This window comes from Ruegeria sp. CDSB117 (assembly GCF_059611005.1).
This window is the reverse complement of sequence record NZ_JBXWOS010000003.1, coordinates 25,610-44,330: the sequence shown is the minus strand read 5'-3', so window position 1 is coordinate 44,330 and position 18,721 is coordinate 25,610. Positions and strand designations below refer to the sequence as shown.

18 protein-coding genes are annotated in these 18,721 nt (G+C 56.2%); 11 read left to right on the top strand and 7 right to left on the bottom strand.

The window, feature by feature from the left end:
* Positions 1-40: 40 nt before the first annotated feature.
* Positions 41-907: an urea carboxylase-associated family protein gene (locus AC2FJC_RS04875; RefSeq protein ID WP_496738628.1), complete on the top strand. Its 867-nt coding sequence runs from the start codon at positions 41-43 to the stop codon at positions 905-907.
* On the opposite strand, the gene argE is transcribed toward AC2FJC_RS04875, so the two are convergent.
* The gene (gene argE, locus AC2FJC_RS04870; RefSeq protein WP_496738627.1) at positions 904-2,061 is read right to left on the bottom strand and encodes an acetylornithine deacetylase; all 1,158 of its coding nucleotides are present in this window, start codon (positions 2,059-2,061) and stop codon (positions 904-906) included. The two genes, AC2FJC_RS04875 and argE, sit on opposite strands and share 4 nt — an antisense overlap.
* The gene (locus tag AC2FJC_RS04865) at positions 2,058-3,242 is read right to left on the bottom strand and encodes a M24 family metallopeptidase (protein ID WP_496738626.1); all 1,185 of its coding nucleotides are present in this window, start codon (positions 3,240-3,242) and stop codon (positions 2,058-2,060) included. The genes argE and AC2FJC_RS04865 overlap by 4 nt, the downstream gene beginning before the upstream one ends.
* A 194-nt stretch (positions 3,243-3,436) precedes the next feature.
* Here AC2FJC_RS04865 and AC2FJC_RS04860 point away from each other — a divergent pair, with 194 nt between their 5' ends.
* The 7 genes from AC2FJC_RS04860 (at position 3,437) to AC2FJC_RS04830 (ending at position 11,668) form a co-directional block, all read left to right on the top strand.
* A complete protein-coding gene (locus AC2FJC_RS04860; RefSeq protein WP_496738625.1) occupies positions 3,437-4,582 on the top strand; it encodes a M24 family metallopeptidase in 1,146 nt (381 codons plus the stop codon).
* Positions 4,579-5,286: a maleate cis-trans isomerase family protein gene (locus AC2FJC_RS04855; protein WP_496738624.1), complete on the top strand. Its 708-nt coding sequence runs from the start codon at positions 4,579-4,581 to the stop codon at positions 5,284-5,286. Before AC2FJC_RS04860 ends, AC2FJC_RS04855 begins: the two co-directional genes overlap by 4 nt.
* A 149-nt stretch (positions 5,287-5,435) precedes the next feature.
* A complete protein-coding gene (locus AC2FJC_RS04850) occupies positions 5,436-6,527 on the top strand; it encodes an ABC transporter ATP-binding protein (protein WP_496738623.1) in 1,092 nt (363 codons plus the stop codon).
* 112 nt (positions 6,528-6,639) lie between these two features.
* Complete coding sequence (locus AC2FJC_RS04845) at positions 6,640-7,731, top strand: extracellular solute-binding protein (protein ID WP_496733094.1); 1,092 nt, start codon at positions 6,640-6,642, stop codon at positions 7,729-7,731.
* Between the two features lie 66 nt (positions 7,732-7,797).
* A complete protein-coding gene (locus AC2FJC_RS04840) occupies positions 7,798-9,069 on the top strand; it encodes an ABC transporter permease (RefSeq protein WP_496733095.1) in 1,272 nt (423 codons plus the stop codon).
* Positions 9,070-9,074: 5 nt separating this feature from the next.
* Positions 9,075-10,286 carry an ABC transporter permease gene (locus AC2FJC_RS04835; RefSeq protein WP_496738622.1) on the top strand — a complete coding sequence of 404 codons (1,212 nt, stop codon included), beginning with the start codon at positions 9,075-9,077 and terminating at the stop codon, positions 10,284-10,286.
* A 161-nt stretch (positions 10,287-10,447) separates the two neighbouring features.
* Positions 10,448-11,668, top strand: coding sequence for an aminopeptidase P family protein (locus tag AC2FJC_RS04830; RefSeq protein ID WP_496738621.1), 1,221 nt, complete (start codon positions 10,448-10,450; stop codon positions 11,666-11,668).
* Between the two features lie 21 nt (positions 11,669-11,689).
* Here the strand turns inward: AC2FJC_RS04830 and speB are convergent, their stop codons facing one another.
* A complete protein-coding gene (gene speB, locus AC2FJC_RS04825; protein WP_496738620.1) occupies positions 11,690-12,664 on the bottom strand; it encodes an agmatinase in 975 nt (324 codons plus the stop codon).
* Between the two features lie 150 nt (positions 12,665-12,814).
* Here speB and AC2FJC_RS04820 point away from each other — a divergent pair, with 150 nt between their 5' ends.
* From AC2FJC_RS04820 to AC2FJC_RS04810, 3 genes are all read left to right on the top strand, one after another.
* A complete protein-coding gene (locus tag AC2FJC_RS04820; protein ID WP_496738619.1) occupies positions 12,815-13,657 on the top strand; it encodes a glycosyltransferase family 25 protein in 843 nt (280 codons plus the stop codon).
* 116 nt (positions 13,658-13,773) lie between these two features.
* A complete protein-coding gene (locus AC2FJC_RS04815) occupies positions 13,774-14,142 on the top strand; it encodes a group I truncated hemoglobin (RefSeq protein ID WP_496738618.1) in 369 nt (122 codons plus the stop codon).
* On the top strand, positions 14,139-15,197 hold the full coding sequence (locus tag AC2FJC_RS04810; RefSeq protein ID WP_496738617.1) for an adenylate/guanylate cyclase domain-containing protein: 1,059 nt from the start codon (positions 14,139-14,141) through the stop codon (positions 15,195-15,197). The genes AC2FJC_RS04815 and AC2FJC_RS04810 overlap by 4 nt, the downstream gene beginning before the upstream one ends.
* A gap of 8 nt (positions 15,198-15,205) precedes the next feature.
* Here the strand turns inward: AC2FJC_RS04810 and AC2FJC_RS04805 are convergent, their stop codons facing one another.
* The 4 genes from AC2FJC_RS04805 to metA all read right to left on the bottom strand — a co-directional run bounded on the left by AC2FJC_RS04805 (position 15,206) and on the right by metA (position 18,703).
* Positions 15,206-15,820 (bottom strand): TetR/AcrR family transcriptional regulator, encoded by a 615-nt coding sequence (locus AC2FJC_RS04805; protein ID WP_058271885.1) that lies wholly within the window; start codon positions 15,818-15,820, stop codon positions 15,206-15,208.
* A 103-nt stretch (positions 15,821-15,923) separates the two neighbouring features.
* Entirely contained in the window at positions 15,924-16,793 is an 870-nt protein-coding gene (gene ppk2, locus AC2FJC_RS04800; RefSeq protein ID WP_496738616.1) for a polyphosphate kinase 2, read from the bottom strand.
* A 49-nt stretch (positions 16,794-16,842) separates the two neighbouring features.
* Complete coding sequence (locus AC2FJC_RS04795) at positions 16,843-17,796, bottom strand: alpha/beta fold hydrolase (RefSeq protein WP_496738615.1); 954 nt, start codon at positions 17,794-17,796, stop codon at positions 16,843-16,845.
* Positions 17,786-18,703 (bottom strand): homoserine O-acetyltransferase MetA, encoded by a 918-nt coding sequence (metA, locus tag AC2FJC_RS04790; RefSeq protein ID WP_058271457.1) that lies wholly within the window; start codon positions 18,701-18,703, stop codon positions 17,786-17,788. The genes AC2FJC_RS04795 and metA overlap by 11 nt, the downstream gene beginning before the upstream one ends.
* Between the last annotated feature and the right edge of the window lie 18 nt (positions 18,704-18,721).

Here is an 18,721-nt window from a genome sequence, read left to right as displayed (position 1 = left end):
TTCGGAAAGGCAGGGATTTCCGGAGGGAAGTGAGGGGCGCATGAAACTGACAAAACCGAACTTCCCACCACCGGCCGATGCCGCCGACCGCAAGGCCATTGCCCCAGTAATCTGCTACCCACCGGACTCGTTGCAGCAGCCTGATCTGATTGGTTTGGGCCAACTGCGCGAAGGTGCCGTAAAGGTGGCCGAGGCCACTGCTGCCCCGCGTGACGCGGCATGCATTGATGTTCCGGCTGGCGCTTTCTTGAGGGTGGTTTCGGTCGACGGTCCTCAGGTTGGCGACCTGAACATGTGGAACAAGCATGACCTGACCGAGCGGTTCTATTCCGGCAAAACCCGCGCGCTGCACGGCACGCACCTGTCGACCGGAGACCGGATGTGGTCGAGCTTTCCAAACATGCGACCGATGGCGACGATCGTTGCCGATACTCTGGACTGGTACGGGTTCGATACCTATGGCGGATCGGTCCATGACGTGATTGGCACACGGTGTGATCCCTATACCGGGCGTTTGCTGTCGGGGGACGACTATCACTATTGCTGCCACTCGAACCTGACCCGCGCGCTGGCCAGCCATTGCGACCTGCCGCTGCATGAGGCCGAAATGCTGGTGCATGACGTGTTGAACGTGTTCATGTGCACTGGATTTACACGCGATACCGGCCAGTATTTTATGAAAGCCAGCCCGGTGCGTCCGGGCGACTATCTTGAGTTTTATGCCGAGATTGACCTGATCGTCGGCCTGTCTGCGTGCCCCGGCGGGGATTGTTCGTCGGAACATTCTTCGGATGCCGCTGCCTGCCATCCGTTGGTGATGGAGGTCTATGACCCCGGCGAGAAAGCGCGTGCGGCGCATGTGCAACCGGATCGATCAAAATATGACCGCACGCACGGAACCGGTTAACGAGTCAGGCGCTGACCCAAACGGGTTAACATTCTGCAGCACATGTCCAACTGTTCGATTTCAAGAAACTCGTCCGCCTTGTGGGCCTGAGCTATCGAACCCGGCCCGCAGACGATTGCGTGAACGCCCAGTTTCTGGAACAACCCGGCCTCGGTCGCAAAGGCGACAACACCAGTGCCGTTCGCGCCCGTTAGTTCAGCCACCAAATCACGGGCCGCGTTTTCTTCCATGGGTTCAAGGCCTTCGACTTCGGCGATAGCCTCTTGCGTGATGCTCGAGTCGCTGTGGACCGCTTGCATCTCTGGCAGCAAAGAATGCTCCACGTAGTCCGCAAGGGTCTTTTTGACGAGGTCGGCGTCACTTGCTTGAACGGGTCGCATCTCCCACAAGACCTCGGCCTTGCTGGCTATGACGTTATGGGCAATGCCGCCTGAAATTTGGCCGATATTGACCGTCGTCCAAGGCGGCTCGAACCGGCTGTCGGCGGGTGCGCGGGACTTGAGGATATGGCGCAGCTCCAGCAGTTTGCCGATGTATCGCGCGGCATACTCCGCAGCATTCACCCCGTCATCGGGGGCAGAGCTGTGTCCCTCTAACCCGGTAAAGCGAGTTGTATATTCAAAGCAGCCCTTGTGCCCCTCAATCACGCGCATCTCAGTCGGTTCGCCGATAATTGCGATGTCCGGAACGATTCCGCGTTCGGACAAGTCATCGACCAGCGCTTGCGCACCAAGGCAGCCGACTTCCTCATCGTAAGTAAAGGCAAAGTGCAGCGGCTGGGTCAGCTTCCCGACATCCAGCGTTTCGCCGAAAGCCACCGCCGCAGCGATAAAGCCCTTCATGTCGCACGTGCCGCGACCGTAGAGTTTGCCGTCATTTTCAGCCATCTGGAACGGATCGGTTGTCCAATCCTGATCGGCCACTGGCACCACGTCCGTATGGCCGGACAAAAGGATGCCGCCGGGTTGATCCGGCCCGACGGTGGCAAACACGTTGGCCTTTGCCCCGGTCTTGTCTCGAGTGACGATACACCTCGCACCCAATGCTTCGAGCCGTTCGGTCAGATAGCTGATCATTTCCAGATTCGAGTCCGCAGACACTGTCTCAAAAGCGATCAGGTCGGCCAGTATTTCCGTGGTTCTAGGTAAAGTCATGGCTTCACAAATAGCTTTCTTGGGCGGTTGCAGAAACACTCGGCGGGACCCGACTCAGTGATGAGAATCGGCTCGGTGATCTCCAACCCCCAATCGTCCATCCAAAGGCCGGGCATGAAGTGAAAGGTCATGCCGGGTTCCAGAACGGTCTCGTCCTCGGGTCGCAGGGAAATCGTGCGTTCGCCCCAATCGGGTGGATAGCTGAGGCCAATCGGATAACCGCATCGCGCGCCGCGCTCGATACCCGCCCGTTCCAGCGGGGCAGCCAGAGCCAACGCGATATCACGCGCCTGATTGCCGGCCCGCGCGGCCTCTAGTCCCGCTTCAAGACCTTCTATCAGCGCGGCTTCAGCACGAAGCAAAAAGTCGGGTGGCTTACCCAAAAAGACCGAGCGGCAGAAGGGCGCGTGGTAACGGCGATAGCAGCCTGACAGTTCGAAAAATGTACACTCTCCGGATTTGAATGGTTCACCATCCCAAGTCAGGTGCGGTGCAGCGGCATCCGGACCAGACGGGAGCAAGGGCACAATGGCCGCGTAATCGCCCCAATCCTCGCCAACTCCGGTGATTGCGTCATGGTAGATTTGCGCGACAAGGTCGTTCTTTCGCATACCCGGTTCAATGCGTTCCAATACGCCGTCGGTCACATGCTCGGATATCCGGGCAGCTTTTCGCAGTAGCGCAATTTCTTCATCGGATTTCACAGCGCGCTGCCAGTTGACCAATGTGTTTGCGTCGATCAGCTCTGCGTCTGGCAACTCTGCCAGCAAAGTCAGGTGCGCTTTGGCCGAATAATAATAATTGTCCAACTCGACACCGATCCGCCCCTTCGCGATACCAGTGTCCGCAATCAGCGCGGCCAGATCCTGCATGGGGTGACGCACAGTGGATTGTACATATTCGTCGGCATATCCGCGGATTCGGTCGCTGGACATCCATACGGTTCTGCGCGCGCCATTGGCATCCTGATTTCGGCCCCACCAGATCGGGTCGGCATCCTGAAGCACAAGTACCCCCTGATGCACATAGAACGACCAGCCTTCATACCCGGTCAACCATGCCATGTTTGAAGGATCTTCGACAAACAAGGCATCCAAACCCGCTGCTGCCATGGCGGCGCGGGTCTTTGTCAATCTGCGGTCATACTCGGCGCGGCTGAAGGCCGGATCTGAATGGGGCATTTTAGGCTCCTGCCTTGGGCGAGTTTTGTTGACAGAACTTGACGAATGCGATCACGTCAATGGGCATCACGGGAAAGACACCAAATTGAGAATCTCACCTACCCCCCATCGCGGCGGCCAAATGCTGATCAATGGCGCTTGTTTGAGAATTGACGCGGACGCGCAGGTTAGCTGCTTTTTTCTGAGGTCACGGAATGAGGGGGTTTGAAACATCTGAGTTCGCAGCACGAACGGAACGTGCGCAAGACAAGATGCAAGCCTCTGGTCTGTCGGCGCTGTTGCTAACGACGGAACCTGAGGTTCGATATTTTACCGGCTACCTGACGCGGTTTTGGGAAAGCCCGACACGGCCCTGGTTTATGATTGTACCTGCCAGCGGCAAGCCTGTAGCGGTGATCCCTTCGATCGGGGCCGCGCTTATGGCCGAGACATGGCTCGACGATATCCGAACCTGGGCTGCGCCGGATTTGGCGGACGATGGTATCAGTCTTTTGGCTGATACACTTCGCGAGGTGACGCCCGACGACGCAAAGATCGGACTACCAGATGGGCATGAAACGCATGTCAGGATGCCGTTGGCAGACCTTCGACGTCTGCAACAGACAGTCGGTCAGCGAGACCTTTGCGGCGATGAAGGGATCGTACGCGCGCTGCGGATGGTGAAATCATCAGCGGAGATTGCGAAGATTGAAACGGCATGCGCCATCGCTGGGCGTGCCTTTCAGCGGGTGCCCGAAATCGCCAAAGAAGGCGTGGCGTTGGATGCTGTGTTTCGCGAGTTTCAAATGTTATGTCTGGACGAGGGGGCCGATTGGGTTCCCTACCTTGCCGGCGGTGCGGAACAGGGTGGCTACACCGATGTGATTTCCCCGGCATCTGATACGCTGCTGCAGCAAGGCGATGTCTTGATGCTGGACACCGGCCTGGTTTGGGATGGGTATTTCAGTGATTACGACCGCAACTGGTCGATAGGATCCGCGAGCCAGCAGGTTAAGTCGGCCTACAGTGCTTTGATTGAAGCTTCGGATTCGGCATTCGAGATTGCGCGTCCGGGCGCCACGGCGGCTGACTTGTTTCAGGCGATGAACTCTGTGCTGTCGCGCCACGATGCTGACACTGGGGCAGGGCGCTTGGGGCATGGATTAGGGATGTCTCTGACGGAATGGCCATCCCTCATTCCAACCGACCACACAGTTTTGGAACCAGGTATGGTCCTGACGCTTGAACCGGGCATTGCCGTAGGTGGAAAGATCCTTGTCCACGAAGAAAACATCGTCATAACCGAAGAAGAGCCCCGCTTTCTTAGCCCTCGCGCTGGTATGGAGTTGCCCGAGATATGACGCGATTACCTTATACAGTTGATGCAGATGATCCCGCAGCGCCCCCAATGGGCCTGATCGTCTTGCAGACAGACGAGACCCTTGAGCCGGAGTTCAACGCGTATTTTTCTGATCGAAGCTGTCCGATTTACGTCTCCAGAATTCCCAGCGGCAAAGAGGTGACGACTGATACTTTGGCGGAAATGGAAACCGCCTTGCCTGCCGCCGCCGACTTGTTGCCCAAGACCCGACCATATCGTGTGGTTGGTTATGGCTGCACCTCTGCCAGCTCGGTTATCGGCTCGGATCAGGTTGAACAAATGGTTCAAAAAACTTGCGAGGCGGCGATTGTTTCAAACCCATTGCGCGCGGCCTCGGCCTGCGCCCACGAACTTGGCGTAGCAAAGTTTGCACTTTTGTCGCCATATATCGAAGAAGTGAACGATCCCTTACGCAGTGCATTTGCGCAAAATGGCATTTCGATGGATGTTTTTGGCACATTCGGCGAAGCCGAAGAGGCCAAAGTAGCGCGGATTTCACGGAAGTCTCTGATTGAGGCTGCAGTGAGTCTTGGGCAGGATGATTCAGTTGAAGCTGTTTTTCTAAGCTGCACGAATCTAAGAACTTTTGATATTATTCCGATTGTGCAGGAACGCCTGAAAAAACCGGTGCTTTCCAGCAACCAAAGCCTTGCGTGGCACATGCGCAAGTTGAATTCTGCCTGAAAACTCTGCTGTTTCCTTTTTAATCGTTACCCACGTGTCATATTTTGGTTGCGTGCCGCACCCCGCATGTCCTTAAATGACCTCGACAGGTCTTTGAGATCCGGATGAACCGGGCAGGCAAGGACTGCACAGGGGAGACTAATCGGTAAATGTCTAATGACGCAGCGTTCGTCGAGTTTCAGCATGTCCAAAAATCTTATGATGGCGAGATCCTTGTTGTAAAAGACCTTAACCTTTCCATGCCGAAAGGTGAGTTTCTTACAATGCTTGGGCCCTCGGGTTCCGGCAAGACAACTTGTCTGATGATGTTGGCAGGGTTTGAAACAGCCACCCATGGCGAAATTATGTTGGACGGGCGACCGATCAATAATATCCCACCGCACAAGCGCGGTATCGGCATGGTATTCCAAAATTACGCTCTTTTTCCGCATATGACGGTGGCAGAAAATCTGTCGTTCCCTCTGGAAGTGCGGAAAATTGGCAAGGACGCAAGAGAAGAAAAAGTCCGCCGGGCGCTTGATATGGTGCAGATGGGGGCCTTTGGCAGCCGTCGACCGGCGCAATTGTCTGGGGGTCAGCAGCAGCGGATTGCCCTTGCACGCGCGCTGGTGTTCGAGCCCGAGCTGGTTCTGATGGATGAACCTCTGGGCGCGCTCGACAAACAGCTGCGTGAGCATATGCAGTTTGAAATCACGCGTCTAGCCCATGAACTTGGGATTACGACCGTCTACGTGACCCACGACCAGACCGAGGCGCTGACAATGTCAGATCGCGTTGCGGTATTCGACGATGGGCGCATTCAACAGCTTGCGCCGCCGGATCTGCTGTACGAAGAGCCTGAAAACAGTTTTGTTGCCCAGTTCATTGGTGAAAACAACACATTGGAGGGCGTTGTTAAGTCAATCAACGGCGACGAATGTGTTGTGGCGCTGGATGACGGATCTGAAATTGACGCCAAGCCGGTCAATGTCCACGCGGCAGGTGATCGGACCAAAGTGTCAATCCGGCCTGAGCGGGTGGAATTCAACAAGGATCGCCTGCACGCCGATGCCCATACACTGAAGGCAACGGTGAAAGAGTTCATCTACATGGGCGATGTCTTCCGCTTCCGTCTGTCGGTTGCCGGGAATGACGACTTCATCATCAAGACGCGAAACGCCCCGGACGCTATCAAGCTGTCACCGGGCCAGGAAGTCGAAATCGGCTGGCTTGCGCGCGACTGCCGGGCATTGGACGCCTGATCAGGAATTGCCCCGCTCATGGCACCATAATGTGCGGGGAAAGGCATGGGAGGGTTACCCCGTGGCCCAACCGCAATGATCAAGATTAACGGGATAAAACAGGGAGTTAACGATGAAAGTTACTAAAACCACTCTTATGGCGGGTGCGATTGTGGCTGTTGCCGGCGCCGCGTCAGCCGAAGAGATGACGATCGTCTCTTGGGGCGGCGCATATTCCAAGTCGCAGCTGAAAGCCTATCACGAGCCCTATTCGGAAAAGACCGGCGTAACCATTCTGAACGACGACAGCTCGAACGAAGCGGTCGCCAAGCTGCGGGCAATGAACGAAGCGGGCAACATCACCTGGGATGTTGTGGACGTTGTGGCAGCGGATGCCATTCGTCTGTGCGACGAAGGCCTGGCGCTGGAAATCGACTTTGACAGTCAACTGGCACCGGCACCTGACGGCACACCCGCGTCCGAGGATTTCGGCGAATTGCTGGTAAGCGACTGCTTTATTCCGCAAATTGTATACTCGACCACTTTCGGCTATCGCACCGATTTGGTCGGTGACAACCCTCCGACCGAGATTTGTGCCATTTTCGATCTTGAAGGCTATCCGGGCAAGCGGTCGCTTGAAAAGCGTCCGATCAACAATATGGAATGGGCGCTGCTGTGTGACGGTGTTGCCAAGGATGACGTCTATGATGTTCTGGCCACACCGGAAGGGCAGGATCAAGCTCTGGCAAAGCTGGACACTATCAAGGACAGCGTTGTCTGGTGGTCCGCAGGTGCAGACACGCCGCAGTTGTTGGCGGACGGCGAAGTCGTCATGGGTTCGACCTATAACGGTCGTCTGTTCAGCGTGATCGAAGAGCAGAAGCAGCCTGTTGCCATGCTGTGGGATGCACAAGTGTTTGATCTGGACGGTTGGATCATTCCTGCTGGTTTGAGCGAAGAGCGTCAACAGCGCGCGCTGGACTACATCATGTTCGCAACCGACACCCAGCGCCTGGCGGATCAGGCCAAGTGGATCTCGTACGGTCCGGCACGTGCATCTTCGGCACCGCTGGTTGGTCAGCACGCCGATCTGGGTATCGAAATGGCGCCGCACATGCCGACCGATCCGGAAAACGCCAAGAACACGTTCCTGTATAACTACGAGTTCTGGGCTGACTACCGCGACGATATCGACGCGAAGTTCCAGGCTTGGCTGGCGAAATAAGCCGGTTTTGAAAACCACGGTCGGGGCCGCCATTGGCCCCGGCTTACCTAAGACCAAGGGACGCAGATGACTGACGCAACTCAATCCGGTCCGATGCTAGCTGCCGATGGCACGCCGCTGAAGAAATCCTTGGCGCGATCACTGCGCCGCCGAAAACTTCGGGCTTTGGCTCTGATCGCGCCCTTGCTGCTATTTGTGCTGCTGTCCTTTGTGATACCGATCGTGTCGATGCTGTTCCGCTCGGTCGAGAACGGTATCGTGTCCCAAACACTCCCCCTGACGGTGGTCGAGTTGCAAAATTGGGATGCCGAAGGCGGAGAACTACCGGACGAGGCGCTTTACGCGGCCTTCACCAAAGACATGGTTGCCGCAATTGAGGCGAAAGAACATACCAAACTCGGGACACGTCTGAATTATGAACAGACGGGAATGTCTTCGATGTTCCGAAAATCTGGACGCAAGATCAAGCGGTTGGATCCGGAAGCTGACGCCCCGTTTAAGGAAAAACTGATCGAAATTCACGAAGGCTGGGGGGACGTGGACACCTGGCGCGTGATCAAGACGCACGCGGTGCCGATCACCAATGGATACTTTCTGAACGCTATTGATATGCAGCGCACACCCGAAGGGGCGCAAGCGCAACCCGAAGATAAGCGTATCCTCATCAAGCTGTTCGGCCGGACATTGTTCATGTCGCTGATCATTACCGGGTCCTGTATTCTGCTGGCCTATCCAGTTTCTTACCTGCTGGCCAATCTGCCGATGCGGGCTTCAAACATGCTGATGATTTTGGTGCTGCTGCCATTCTGGACCTCGCTGCTTGTGCGCACCTCCGCCTGGAAAGTGATGTTGCAGCAGCAGGGTGTGATCAACGAAACGCTGGTCTGGCTGGGGTTTGTTGCCGATGACGCAAGGCTGGTGATCATCAACAACCAGTTTGGCACGATCATCGCGATGACGCACATCCTGTTGCCGTTCATGATCTTGCCGATGTATTCGGTCATGCAGACGATCCCGCCGTACTATACTCGTGCGGCCAAATCCATGGGCGCGACAAACTGGACGACCTTCTGGCGGATTTACTTCCCGCAATCGATACCGGGTATCGGCGCGGGTTCGATCCTAGTGTTCATTCTGGCGATCGGCTACTACATCACGCCCGAGATCGTTGGCGGCACCAAAGGTGTCTTCATTTCGAACCGGATTGCGTACCACATCTCATCCTCTCTGAACTGGGGACTGGCTGCGGCGCTGGGGACGATCCTGCTGGCGGTCGTTCTTCTACTATACTGGTGCTACGACAAGATCGTCGGCATTGATAACGTCAAGCTGGGATAAAGAATATGGCTGCACTTACACCAATATCCCGCAAACCGTTGTCGGTGGTTCTGCCGGCTGTCGCAATCGCCGGAGGATTTCTGGGCATGTTCGTCGGAGCCGGGCAGGACAACGTTCTGCTGGGCATCCTGATCGGCGCTGCTTTGATGGCAGGGCTGGCATGGCTGTATATCAACGTGCTGGACAACGAACGCGTTGCGCGCTGGATTACGATACTTGGTCTTGCTGCAATTGGGTTTTTCTTCGCAGGCATTACAGGCTTGATCGTCGGGCTGCTGGCGGGGTGGTTCTTTGCCTTCTTCATCTTCTGGCTCTACGAGGGGCGCTATCGGCAAAAATTGCTGCCTTACATGACGTCTGGTCAGGTGTTGTGGCATTTTACTTTCCGGGTGATCTGCGGGGCAATCTTCGTGTTCCTGATCACACCGATCCTTGTGGTTCTGCCGCTGTCTTTCAATGCGCAGGACTTTTTCACCTTTACGCCCGAAATGCTGCGTCTGGACCCTGAAGGGTATTCGCTGAAGCATTACCGCGATTTCTTCACCAACAATGAATGGCAGCGTAGCTTCAAGAACTCGCTGATCATCGCACCAATTGCGACCGTCATTTCGGTATCGCTGGGCACTCTGGCGGCGATAGGTCTTAGCCAGTCGCATGTTCCGGGGCGTCGGGCCATCATGGGCATTCTGATCTCGCCAATGATCGTTCCGCTGATCATCTCGGCCACGGGTATGTTCTTTTTCTACAGCGACATCGGCCGCTTTTTGGAAGGTACGCTGGGCATGAACAAGAACTTCGTTGGCTATGTGAAAGTCGTGCTGGCGCATGCAGTTCTGGGGATTCCCTTCGTTATCATCACGGTGACTGCAACGCTGGTCGGATTTGACCAGTCACTGACGCGGGCTGCTGCGAATATGGGTGCGGGTCCGGTGCGGACGTTCTTCAAGATCCAGATGCCGCTGATCCTGCCGGGCGTGATCTCGGGCGGCCTGTTCGCCTTTATCACATCGTTTGACGAAGTTGTGGTGGTCCTGTTTGTCGGCTCGGCCAGCCAGAAGACACTGCCGTGGCAGATGTTCACCGGCCTGCGTGAGCAGATCAGCCCGACCATTCTGGCAGTCGCGACCATCCTTGTGGTGATCTCGATCGCGCTGCTGACCACGGTCGAACTGCTTCGGCGGCGGTCTGAACGCCTGCGGGGGCTCACCCCGGCTTGACGCGACTCAAAAGCTGATTTAGCGATTTCACCATGCTCCCCGGTCACGATGGCGTCGTGACGCAACGCGGGGTGCATGGCTCTCGGATCCCGAGGCCGCTTGTCCTGAACGCCGGGACTTGTGGCCGGGCGATGCCAGTCCGGCGTTGAGGAGAGTCAAAGATGGAAGATCTAAACAACCGCCCCGAGTTTTTCACCTGCCACAACGGTGACAAAGCGCCGTTGCCATTCAGCCGGGCGGAGTACGAGCGTCGCCTTGCCAGCCTGCGCGCGACCATGGCGGCACGGGATATTCCCGCAGTTCTGCTGACGTCGATGCAGAACATCGCTTACTACTCGGGATTCCTGTATTGCTCGTTTGGTCGCCCTTACGGCTGTGTTGTAACGCAGGATTCCTGCACCACGGTTTCGGCCAATATCGACGCCGGGCAGCCCTGGCGCCGATCGGTCGAAGAGAACGTGATCTACACCGATTGGAAGCGGAACAACTACTGGCGCGCTGTAGCCAGCCTGATCGGCTCCGCGCGCCGGATCGGTATCGAGGGTGACCACATGACCCTGGCAATGCGCGACACTGCGCTGGATATGCTGGGGGCACCGGAACTGGTCGATATCGCGCCTGATACGATGGCTGCACGGATGGTGAAATCAGCCGAAGAGATCGAACTGATCAAAGGCGGCGCGCGTACTGCGGATGTTGGTGGTGCGGCTATCCATGCCGCGATCCGTGAAGGCGCGACCGAGATCGAGATTGCCATGGCCGGGCGTGACGCGATGGAGGCCGAGATTGCCCGCGCTTATCCGGATGCCGAATACCGCGACACATGGGTTTGGTTTCAGTCAGGCCTGAACACGGATGGTGCACATAACCCGGTCACCAAGCGCGCGTTGGAAAAGGGCGATATCCTATCCCTGAACACTTTCCCGATGATTTCAGGTTATTACACAGCGCTGGAGCGCACTCTGTTCCTTGGCGAACCCGACGCCGATAGCCTGCGCATCTGGAAAGCCAACGTTGCCGCGCATGAGCTGGGTCTGAGCCTGATTAAACCCGGCGCAACCTGCTCGGGGATCTGCGAAGAGATCAACCGCTTCTTCGCCGACGAAGGTCTGCTGCAGTACCGGTCCTTCGGGTACGGCCACTCCTTCGGTATCCTCAGCCATTACTATGGGCGCGAGGCAGGTCTGGAATTGCGTGAAGACATCGACACGGTTCTGGAGCCCGGCATGGTCGTCTCGATCGAACCGATGCTGTGGATTCCCGAAGGTCAGAAAGGCGCTGGCGGATACCGTGAGCATGACATTCTGGTGGTCGAGGAAACCGGAGCCGAAAACATCACTGGCTTCCCCTATGGCCCTGAACACAACACGATCAGTGCATAAGTGATTTGGCAGGAAGGGCGATCAGCCCTTCTTGCCTCGTTCGTGGAAGATGAACCCGATAAAGTTCAGCAGAACCTGAGCCGCCAGAATCTGCGTGCTCTCGGTCGGGTCGTAGTTCGGAGCTACTTCGACAAGGTCAATTCCAACCACATCTCCGCGTTTCGCAAGCCCCTGAATGATCTCTAGGACATCATAGTACTGGAAACCTCCGTGGCTGGGCGTTCCGGTGCCAGAGGCGATAGAAGGGCAGAACGCGTCAATATCAATCGTCACATAGTACCGTGCGCCCTCGGGGATGCGCGCCAGAACGCCATCAGTACCAAGCTTGCGCACCTGTCGCACGGACAGAATGTCAGACCCACGGGCGCGGGCGTCCTCATACCCTTCTTTGGCTGTTGATGACACGTTCCGGATGCCCAGTTGTGTCATGCCCGAAACGTAAGGCTTTTCAATCGCGCGTCGCATGGGGTTGCCGTGTCCCTCGGTCACGCCGTGGCGTTCGTCTACGAAGTCCAGATGTGCATCGATCTGAACAACGTGGATGGGTCCGTTTTTCTCGCAATCCTTTTCGAAAGCGTTGATGCAGGGAATATTGACCGAGTGATCTCCACCGATAGTGACGGGCAGGGCGCCCGCGTTCAGCATCTTTTCCACACCGAACTGAATGTTCGCGTGGCTTTCTTCGGTTTTGGTGTGAATGATATCCGCATCACCGATATCGACCATCCGGACGGACGCATCCAAGTAGGTAGCATCATCCTCGTGATCATACGCGCCTGCGTGCCCAAAGCTGAACAGGGTCGACGCCTCTCGCACCGCCCTTGGGCCGAAACGGGCGCCCGAACGCCATTGCGTGCCGAAATCAAAAGGGGCTCCCATGATGGCGACGTCGGCTTCGATTTTGTCCCAATCCTCGACATACGGAGCCTTGCCAAAGGTCGAAATGCCCACAAACGGAAGGTTGAGGCGGCCGCCAGAATATCCATGAGACGTCATTCCAAGAATCCTTTTTATTGTTTTCCCAGCGCAGCTTAATCGGGGCTTCTAATTCTGAATAGGCATAACGCAATGCTTATTGCCCAAGCGCGGACTTGATTGTCCGCCTCACCGGTGTGTATCTGGCATAACCGCTTGAAAGGAAACGCCGTGGGACGTCAGGAACTGCCACCAGAGACGGGTGCCTTTTTTATCAATCTAGATCGGGTTCCAGCGCGCCGCAGTTTCATGGAAACGCAGTTCAATCATGCCGGCTTGGAGGGTGCCACCCGGTTCAGCGCGACGGATGCTCAGATACCCGGAGTGGTGGACGCCAGTGGCTATGTTGCCGGAACGGGGATTCGCTGGGGTTTAACGCAAAGCGAAATCGCCTGTTTCGAAAGCCATCGCGCGGTTTGGCAGGCGGTCGTGGATCAAAACCTGCAAGCGGTGGCCATTTTCGAAGATGACGTCGAAATGTCTGTTCAGGCAGGATCTGTGATTTCAGCACTGATGGCGGAGCCAGATGCCTTTGACATGGTGAAGCTGGACTATTCCCCCAAATCTCTTCGATTTGGGCCAGAGACGCGTATCGCAGGCGTCACCGTCCGGCCCATGCTGGAAATGGCCCCGAGTGCGGCCGCCTATGTGCTCTCTCAGCGGGCCTGCCAAAAACTGCTGAATTGGTCCGAAAAGTATTCGGATCACCTGGATGATTTCGTCTCCATCCCACGGTCGGATTGGCGGATGTATCAGTGCTTTCCGGCTGTTGGGGTGCAGATGATCTGGTCGAAACAGCAAGATCACACGGTCGAAGAGGTGAAGGTCAGTGAACGATCCCAAGACCAGAAAACCAACAGCGGGCTGGATAAGGGGCCGCTTTGGTTCCGCCTTCGGCGGGAATTGGTCGCGGCCCGGCGCAAGCTGTATTGGCGCATGGGGGGGCAGACGCGATTGCTGGAACAGGGGGGATATGTCGGGTTCATCCCCTGCGCCGACGATCTGAGCGTGTAAATTCAAGCCTCACCAACGCCACCTAAACGGACATCCCGCGTCATAAGCGTTAACAAAACTGTCAATATGATATAACCTCGTGACGTTAGTGGTGAATAACGTTTGGGTTATGTGTCGTGGGGCAGACAATTTACGAAAGATACGGTGGTTTCAAAACGATCTCGCGGATCGTGATGACCTTTTACGAAATGGCGTTGGAGTCCGATCAGATCGGCGATCATTTCGAAGACATAGACATGCCCCGTTTGATTGATCATCAGACCAAGTTCGTTTCGTCCCTGGTTGGTGGACCTGCATCCTTTAGCGATGACAGGATCGAGGCAGTTCATCGTCACCTGAACATCTCTCACGCCGATTTTGATGAGATGGCTGCGCTTTTCAGCGAAGCGCTGTCGATGCATGGAATGGAAGACGTGCATATAAAAATTGCCCTTGATGCCATCGAGTCAAAACGAGGCATCATCGTGGCACGCGACGCCGCATGAGTATTCTGGCCATAAACGAACAGCTGCTCCGCGCGATCGGTGTCGGCGTCGCTGTTGTGCGGGCTTCGGATTTGGCTTTCGTGTTTCACAACGGTCCATTTACCGAGTGGTTTGGGGCACCGGCCGAAGGTCAGACCCTGTTCGATTATTTTCCCGACCTTGATCCAAAAGAGCTTGAGGACGTTAAACAATCCGGCCTGCGCTATTCGGCCGAGCTACAGGTCAAACCCAAGCGCCGGACGCTGATATTCGCAGTCGCGGTTTCCCTGGCCAACGGCCTTTCCGAACAGGTGTTGGTGGTTGAATTTCAGAACATCACCCGCATTCGCGAGCTTGAGAGTATGATCGACAGTTATTCGACCATGGTCGAACGTAATACGCGCGAATTGGAACGCGAGAAAGAGCGGGTCGAACGGCTGCTGTTGAACCTCATGCCACGCGCCGTGTACGAAGAGTTCAAGACCTTTGGTGTCGTTACGCCGCAGCTCTACGATCAGGTCTCGGTCGTGATGCTGGATTTTGTGGGCTTTACGGATTTTGCGGCAAAGACCGACCCGACCGTGACACTCAGCGAGTTGAACGACGTTTTCACGGCCTTCGACCGGATCGTCGAACAATATGGGTGCGAACGGATCAAAACTATCGGGGACGCTTATCTGGCGGTCTCGGGTATGCCGGATGCAACACCGGATCATGCGACAGCCGTGGCCCATTGCGCGGTCCGGTTCTTGCGATACCTCGAACGGCGCAACGAAAGCCATCCGCATAAGTGGCAGGCCCGGATCGGTCTGGGAATGGGGCCTGCAGTCGGCTCGGTCGTGGGTATTCAGAAATACGTCTACGATGTGTTTGGTCCGGCCGTGAACATTGCTTCACGCCTGCAAGTCTTTGCAAACCCAATGAATATCGTCGCCCCGGCAGAGATGAAATACGCATTGATTGACGAGTTTCAAGTCTCGGATATTGGGCCGGTGGATATCAAGGGCATGGGGCAGATGGATCTGATTAACGTCACCTCGGGCCTTAGTGTTCCGGCACCAAGGCCCAGGTTCTAGCTCGAACCTCAATCGTCCTGCGGCACCAGGCCCAAACCCCGCAGATAGATACCGATACCGCTTTCCAGCAGATCCTCTGGTGGAAAGGGAGAGCTGGCACCTGTGTTTCGGGCATAAAGCTCAACAACGCCATGGCTCATCGCCCAGATGTGAGCACTGAACATTGACGCGGGCGGGCGTTTTTCGGGGGGGATATGCTGAGAAAGGTCTGCAGCCGCTTTCTCCAGCACGCTCTTGGCCCGGTTCGCGGCCAACGCCAATTCAGGCGTTCGGTTTACGGATATCCCGCTTTCGAACATGGCGATGTAGTGCCCTGGGTGCTTGCGGGCAAAAGCCAGATAGGCCCGACCAGTAGCCTCAAACGCTGCCAAGGCCGAGGGTTGGCCCGTGTCATAGGCGTACTGCATCAGGTCGGCGAACATTTCAAAGCCCTGACGGGCGGCCTCGGCAATCAGGTCCTCGCGCCCCTGAAAGTGCCTGTACACCGCCGCAGGTGTTACGCCTGCGGTCTTCGCGGCCTCGGACAGGGTAAAACCGGTCGGTCCCTTTTCTTCGATCAGCGAAAGAGCGGCCTCGATCAGGGCTTGCTTGAGATTGCCGTGGTGATACCCGCGTTTCGCCATGCCTGTGTCACGAGCCTTTTTGTTTAAGTTTTGGGGAACCAAGACATAATCCACACCTGCCGGTTCGTCCAACCCTTGGCAGCAATGGAGCGCGAAAATGTCATCACGCGTCTAACACCTCGGGTCCGCCGCAAATCAGTGGATCGATCTTGCCAATAGCCTTCTTGTCCTTTTCATCATAGTCCAGCGCGTGCAAAACAGTTCGTATTGCCGCAATACGAGCGCGTTTCTTGTCGTCCGATCGAATGATGGTCCAAGGACAAAGGTCTGAGTGACTGCGGGTCAGAGTCTCCGAGATCGATTGCGTGTACTCGTCCCACTTGCTAAGGCCCGCAATGTCGATTGGGCTGAGTTTCCATTGCTTTAGCGGATCTGTCTCACGCGCCAGAAAGCGGTTCAGTTGTTCCGCGCGCCCGACGTTAAGCCAGAATTTGAACAGTTTGATCCCGTCATTCACAAGTCCGGATTCAAGCGGCAGAACTTGCCTGAAAAAACGTTCGCGTTCTTCGGTTTCGCAAAAGCCAAATACGTTTTCGACCACACCGCGGTTGTACCAGCTGCGGTCAAAGAACACGATTTCGCCTGCCGCAGGCAGGTGTTGAACGTAACGTTGGAAGTACCATTGGCTGCGTTCGGTATCAGAGGGTTTGCTGAGGGCCACGTTGCGGGCGCCGCGTGGATTTAGGTTCTCGCGAAAACGTTTGATCGTACCACCTTTCCCGGCGGCATCGCGGCCTTCGAAAATGATCGCGACGCGGTTGCCCGTTTCTCTGACCCAGGATTGCATTTTGACCAGCTCGATCTGCAGCAGATCCATTTCTTTCTCGTAATCCTTACGCTTCATTCTTTCTTCGTAAGGGTAGGTCGGGTTCAGAATGTCGTCTTTCTTTGCGTTTTCAATGGCTGATCGCACCTCTTTCGGGGCGTCCCTGCGAAAATACTTTTCAATGGAACCTTTGTCCGAACGGGCCATTAGCTACCTCGCCATAAAATCCATATCCTACTATGGATTAGCTGGCAGTTTAACGCAAACCCGCTCGCTCGGCGGCGCGGTCTATTGCTGATGCGACCTCGGGGGCAGCCACAACCTGCGGCATGTGACCGATACCCGGAAGCTCGATCAGTTCCGCGTCAGGGATTTGGTCGACCAGTTGTTCTGCATGCCAGGCAAACTTGACAGTGGTGTCAGCCGTTCCGTGAACGACCTCTGTCGGTACGGAAATTTCGCCATAGCGGGGTTGTAGGGCGCGGACCTCGTCCAACAGATTGGCCCGCTGCTTGGCATTCGCATGCATCGAGGCGCGCCGCATTGTCAGGCCGGGGCCGAAGTGCTGTGAATATCCCTCGGGTGCCGTCTGCGGGGCAAAGACTTTGTCCAACGCTTTTTCCACATACCATTCGGGGACATATGCGGTGATCAGGGGCAGGGCCAGCGTATTGCCCGCCTCGGTCGACGCCAGCTTGTTGAAACCGTCCAGCGGCGTCTCCCACGGGATTGCAGCCGGTGCGATCAAAACAAGGGCAGAAATGTTGTCGGGCCGGGTGACCGCCCAAGCCAGCGATACGGACCCGCCATAGCTTTGCCCCGCAACAATAGGTTTTTCGGCCCCTAATTGGGCTGCAGCCTTTTGCAGGATTAACGCTTGTTCTTCAATGGTTTCTCCATCCGGGTTGAAGCTATCGCTATAGCCCAGACCGGGTCGGTCGAACACGATTACACGGAAGTTCTCGGCCAGGATCGGTGCAAGAGCAAAGGTCATGTCACGGGTGTTACCGCTGGAGCCGTGGATCAGAACCACATCGGGGCCGTCGCCCATGACCACCGCATGGACGGCGATACCGTCGACCATCACCATTTCACCCTCGGGGGGGAACCGAGCCTCAGCCGCAGCCTCATTCTGTGCTGCGCGCCAGACGGTGAGCAGAATCAGACCCGATAGGACGAGGCCAAGGAATATCAGAACTTTAATGACCAACGTCTTCCATGTTGAACGGTGTGGACTGGTAAATCTCGTTGATCCAATTGCCATAAAGTAGATGCGCATGGCTGCGCCATCTGTTTTGCGGCGGTTGTGATGGATCGTCGTCTGGATAGTAGTTCATCGGCACGTTGATGGGTGTCCCGTTCGAGACATCGCGATCATATTCCTGCTTCAACGTATCACTGTCATATTCGAAATGGTTGAAGATATAGATCGCACGATGCGAAGGGTCCTCGACCAGACAGGGGCCGACCTCATCGCTTCCCAACAATGTCGTCAGGCCGGGCGCGCTGTTGATCTCAGATTGGTTCATTGTGGTCCAGCGGCTGACCGGGATCACGCAATCATCGGAAAACCCACGCAAAAACGGGGAAGAAGGGGCCAGATTCTGGTGCCGATAGCAACCAAACGCCTTGGCATCGAGCGCCTGTTTGTCGATGCCGTGGAAATGGTTGATCATCGCCATTCCACCCCAGCAAACGCCAAAGGTGGAATGGACGTTCGTCTGAGTCCATTCGAATACTTCGGTCATCTCGTCCCAATAGGTGACGTCATCGAACTCCAGATGCTCGATCGGCGCGCCCGTGATGATCAGGCCGTCGAATTTCTGATCCTTTACCTCTTGGAACGGTTGGTAGAACTCGGCCATGTGATCGGCGGCGGTGTTCCTGGTGCGATGTTCGGTCATGCGGATCAGCGACAGGTCGATCTGCAGAGGCGTGGCACCAATCAGTCGCGCGAACTGGTTTTCGGTCTGAATCTTCTTGGGCATCAGATTCAGCAATCCGATCCGCAAGGGGCGGATGTCCTGACGCATTGCCTGATCCGCAGCCATGACCATGACGCCCTCTTTGGTGAGAACGTCGTAAGCGGGCAGGTCGGAAGGGATCTTGATCGGCATTAGGTGCAAGCCTTTGGA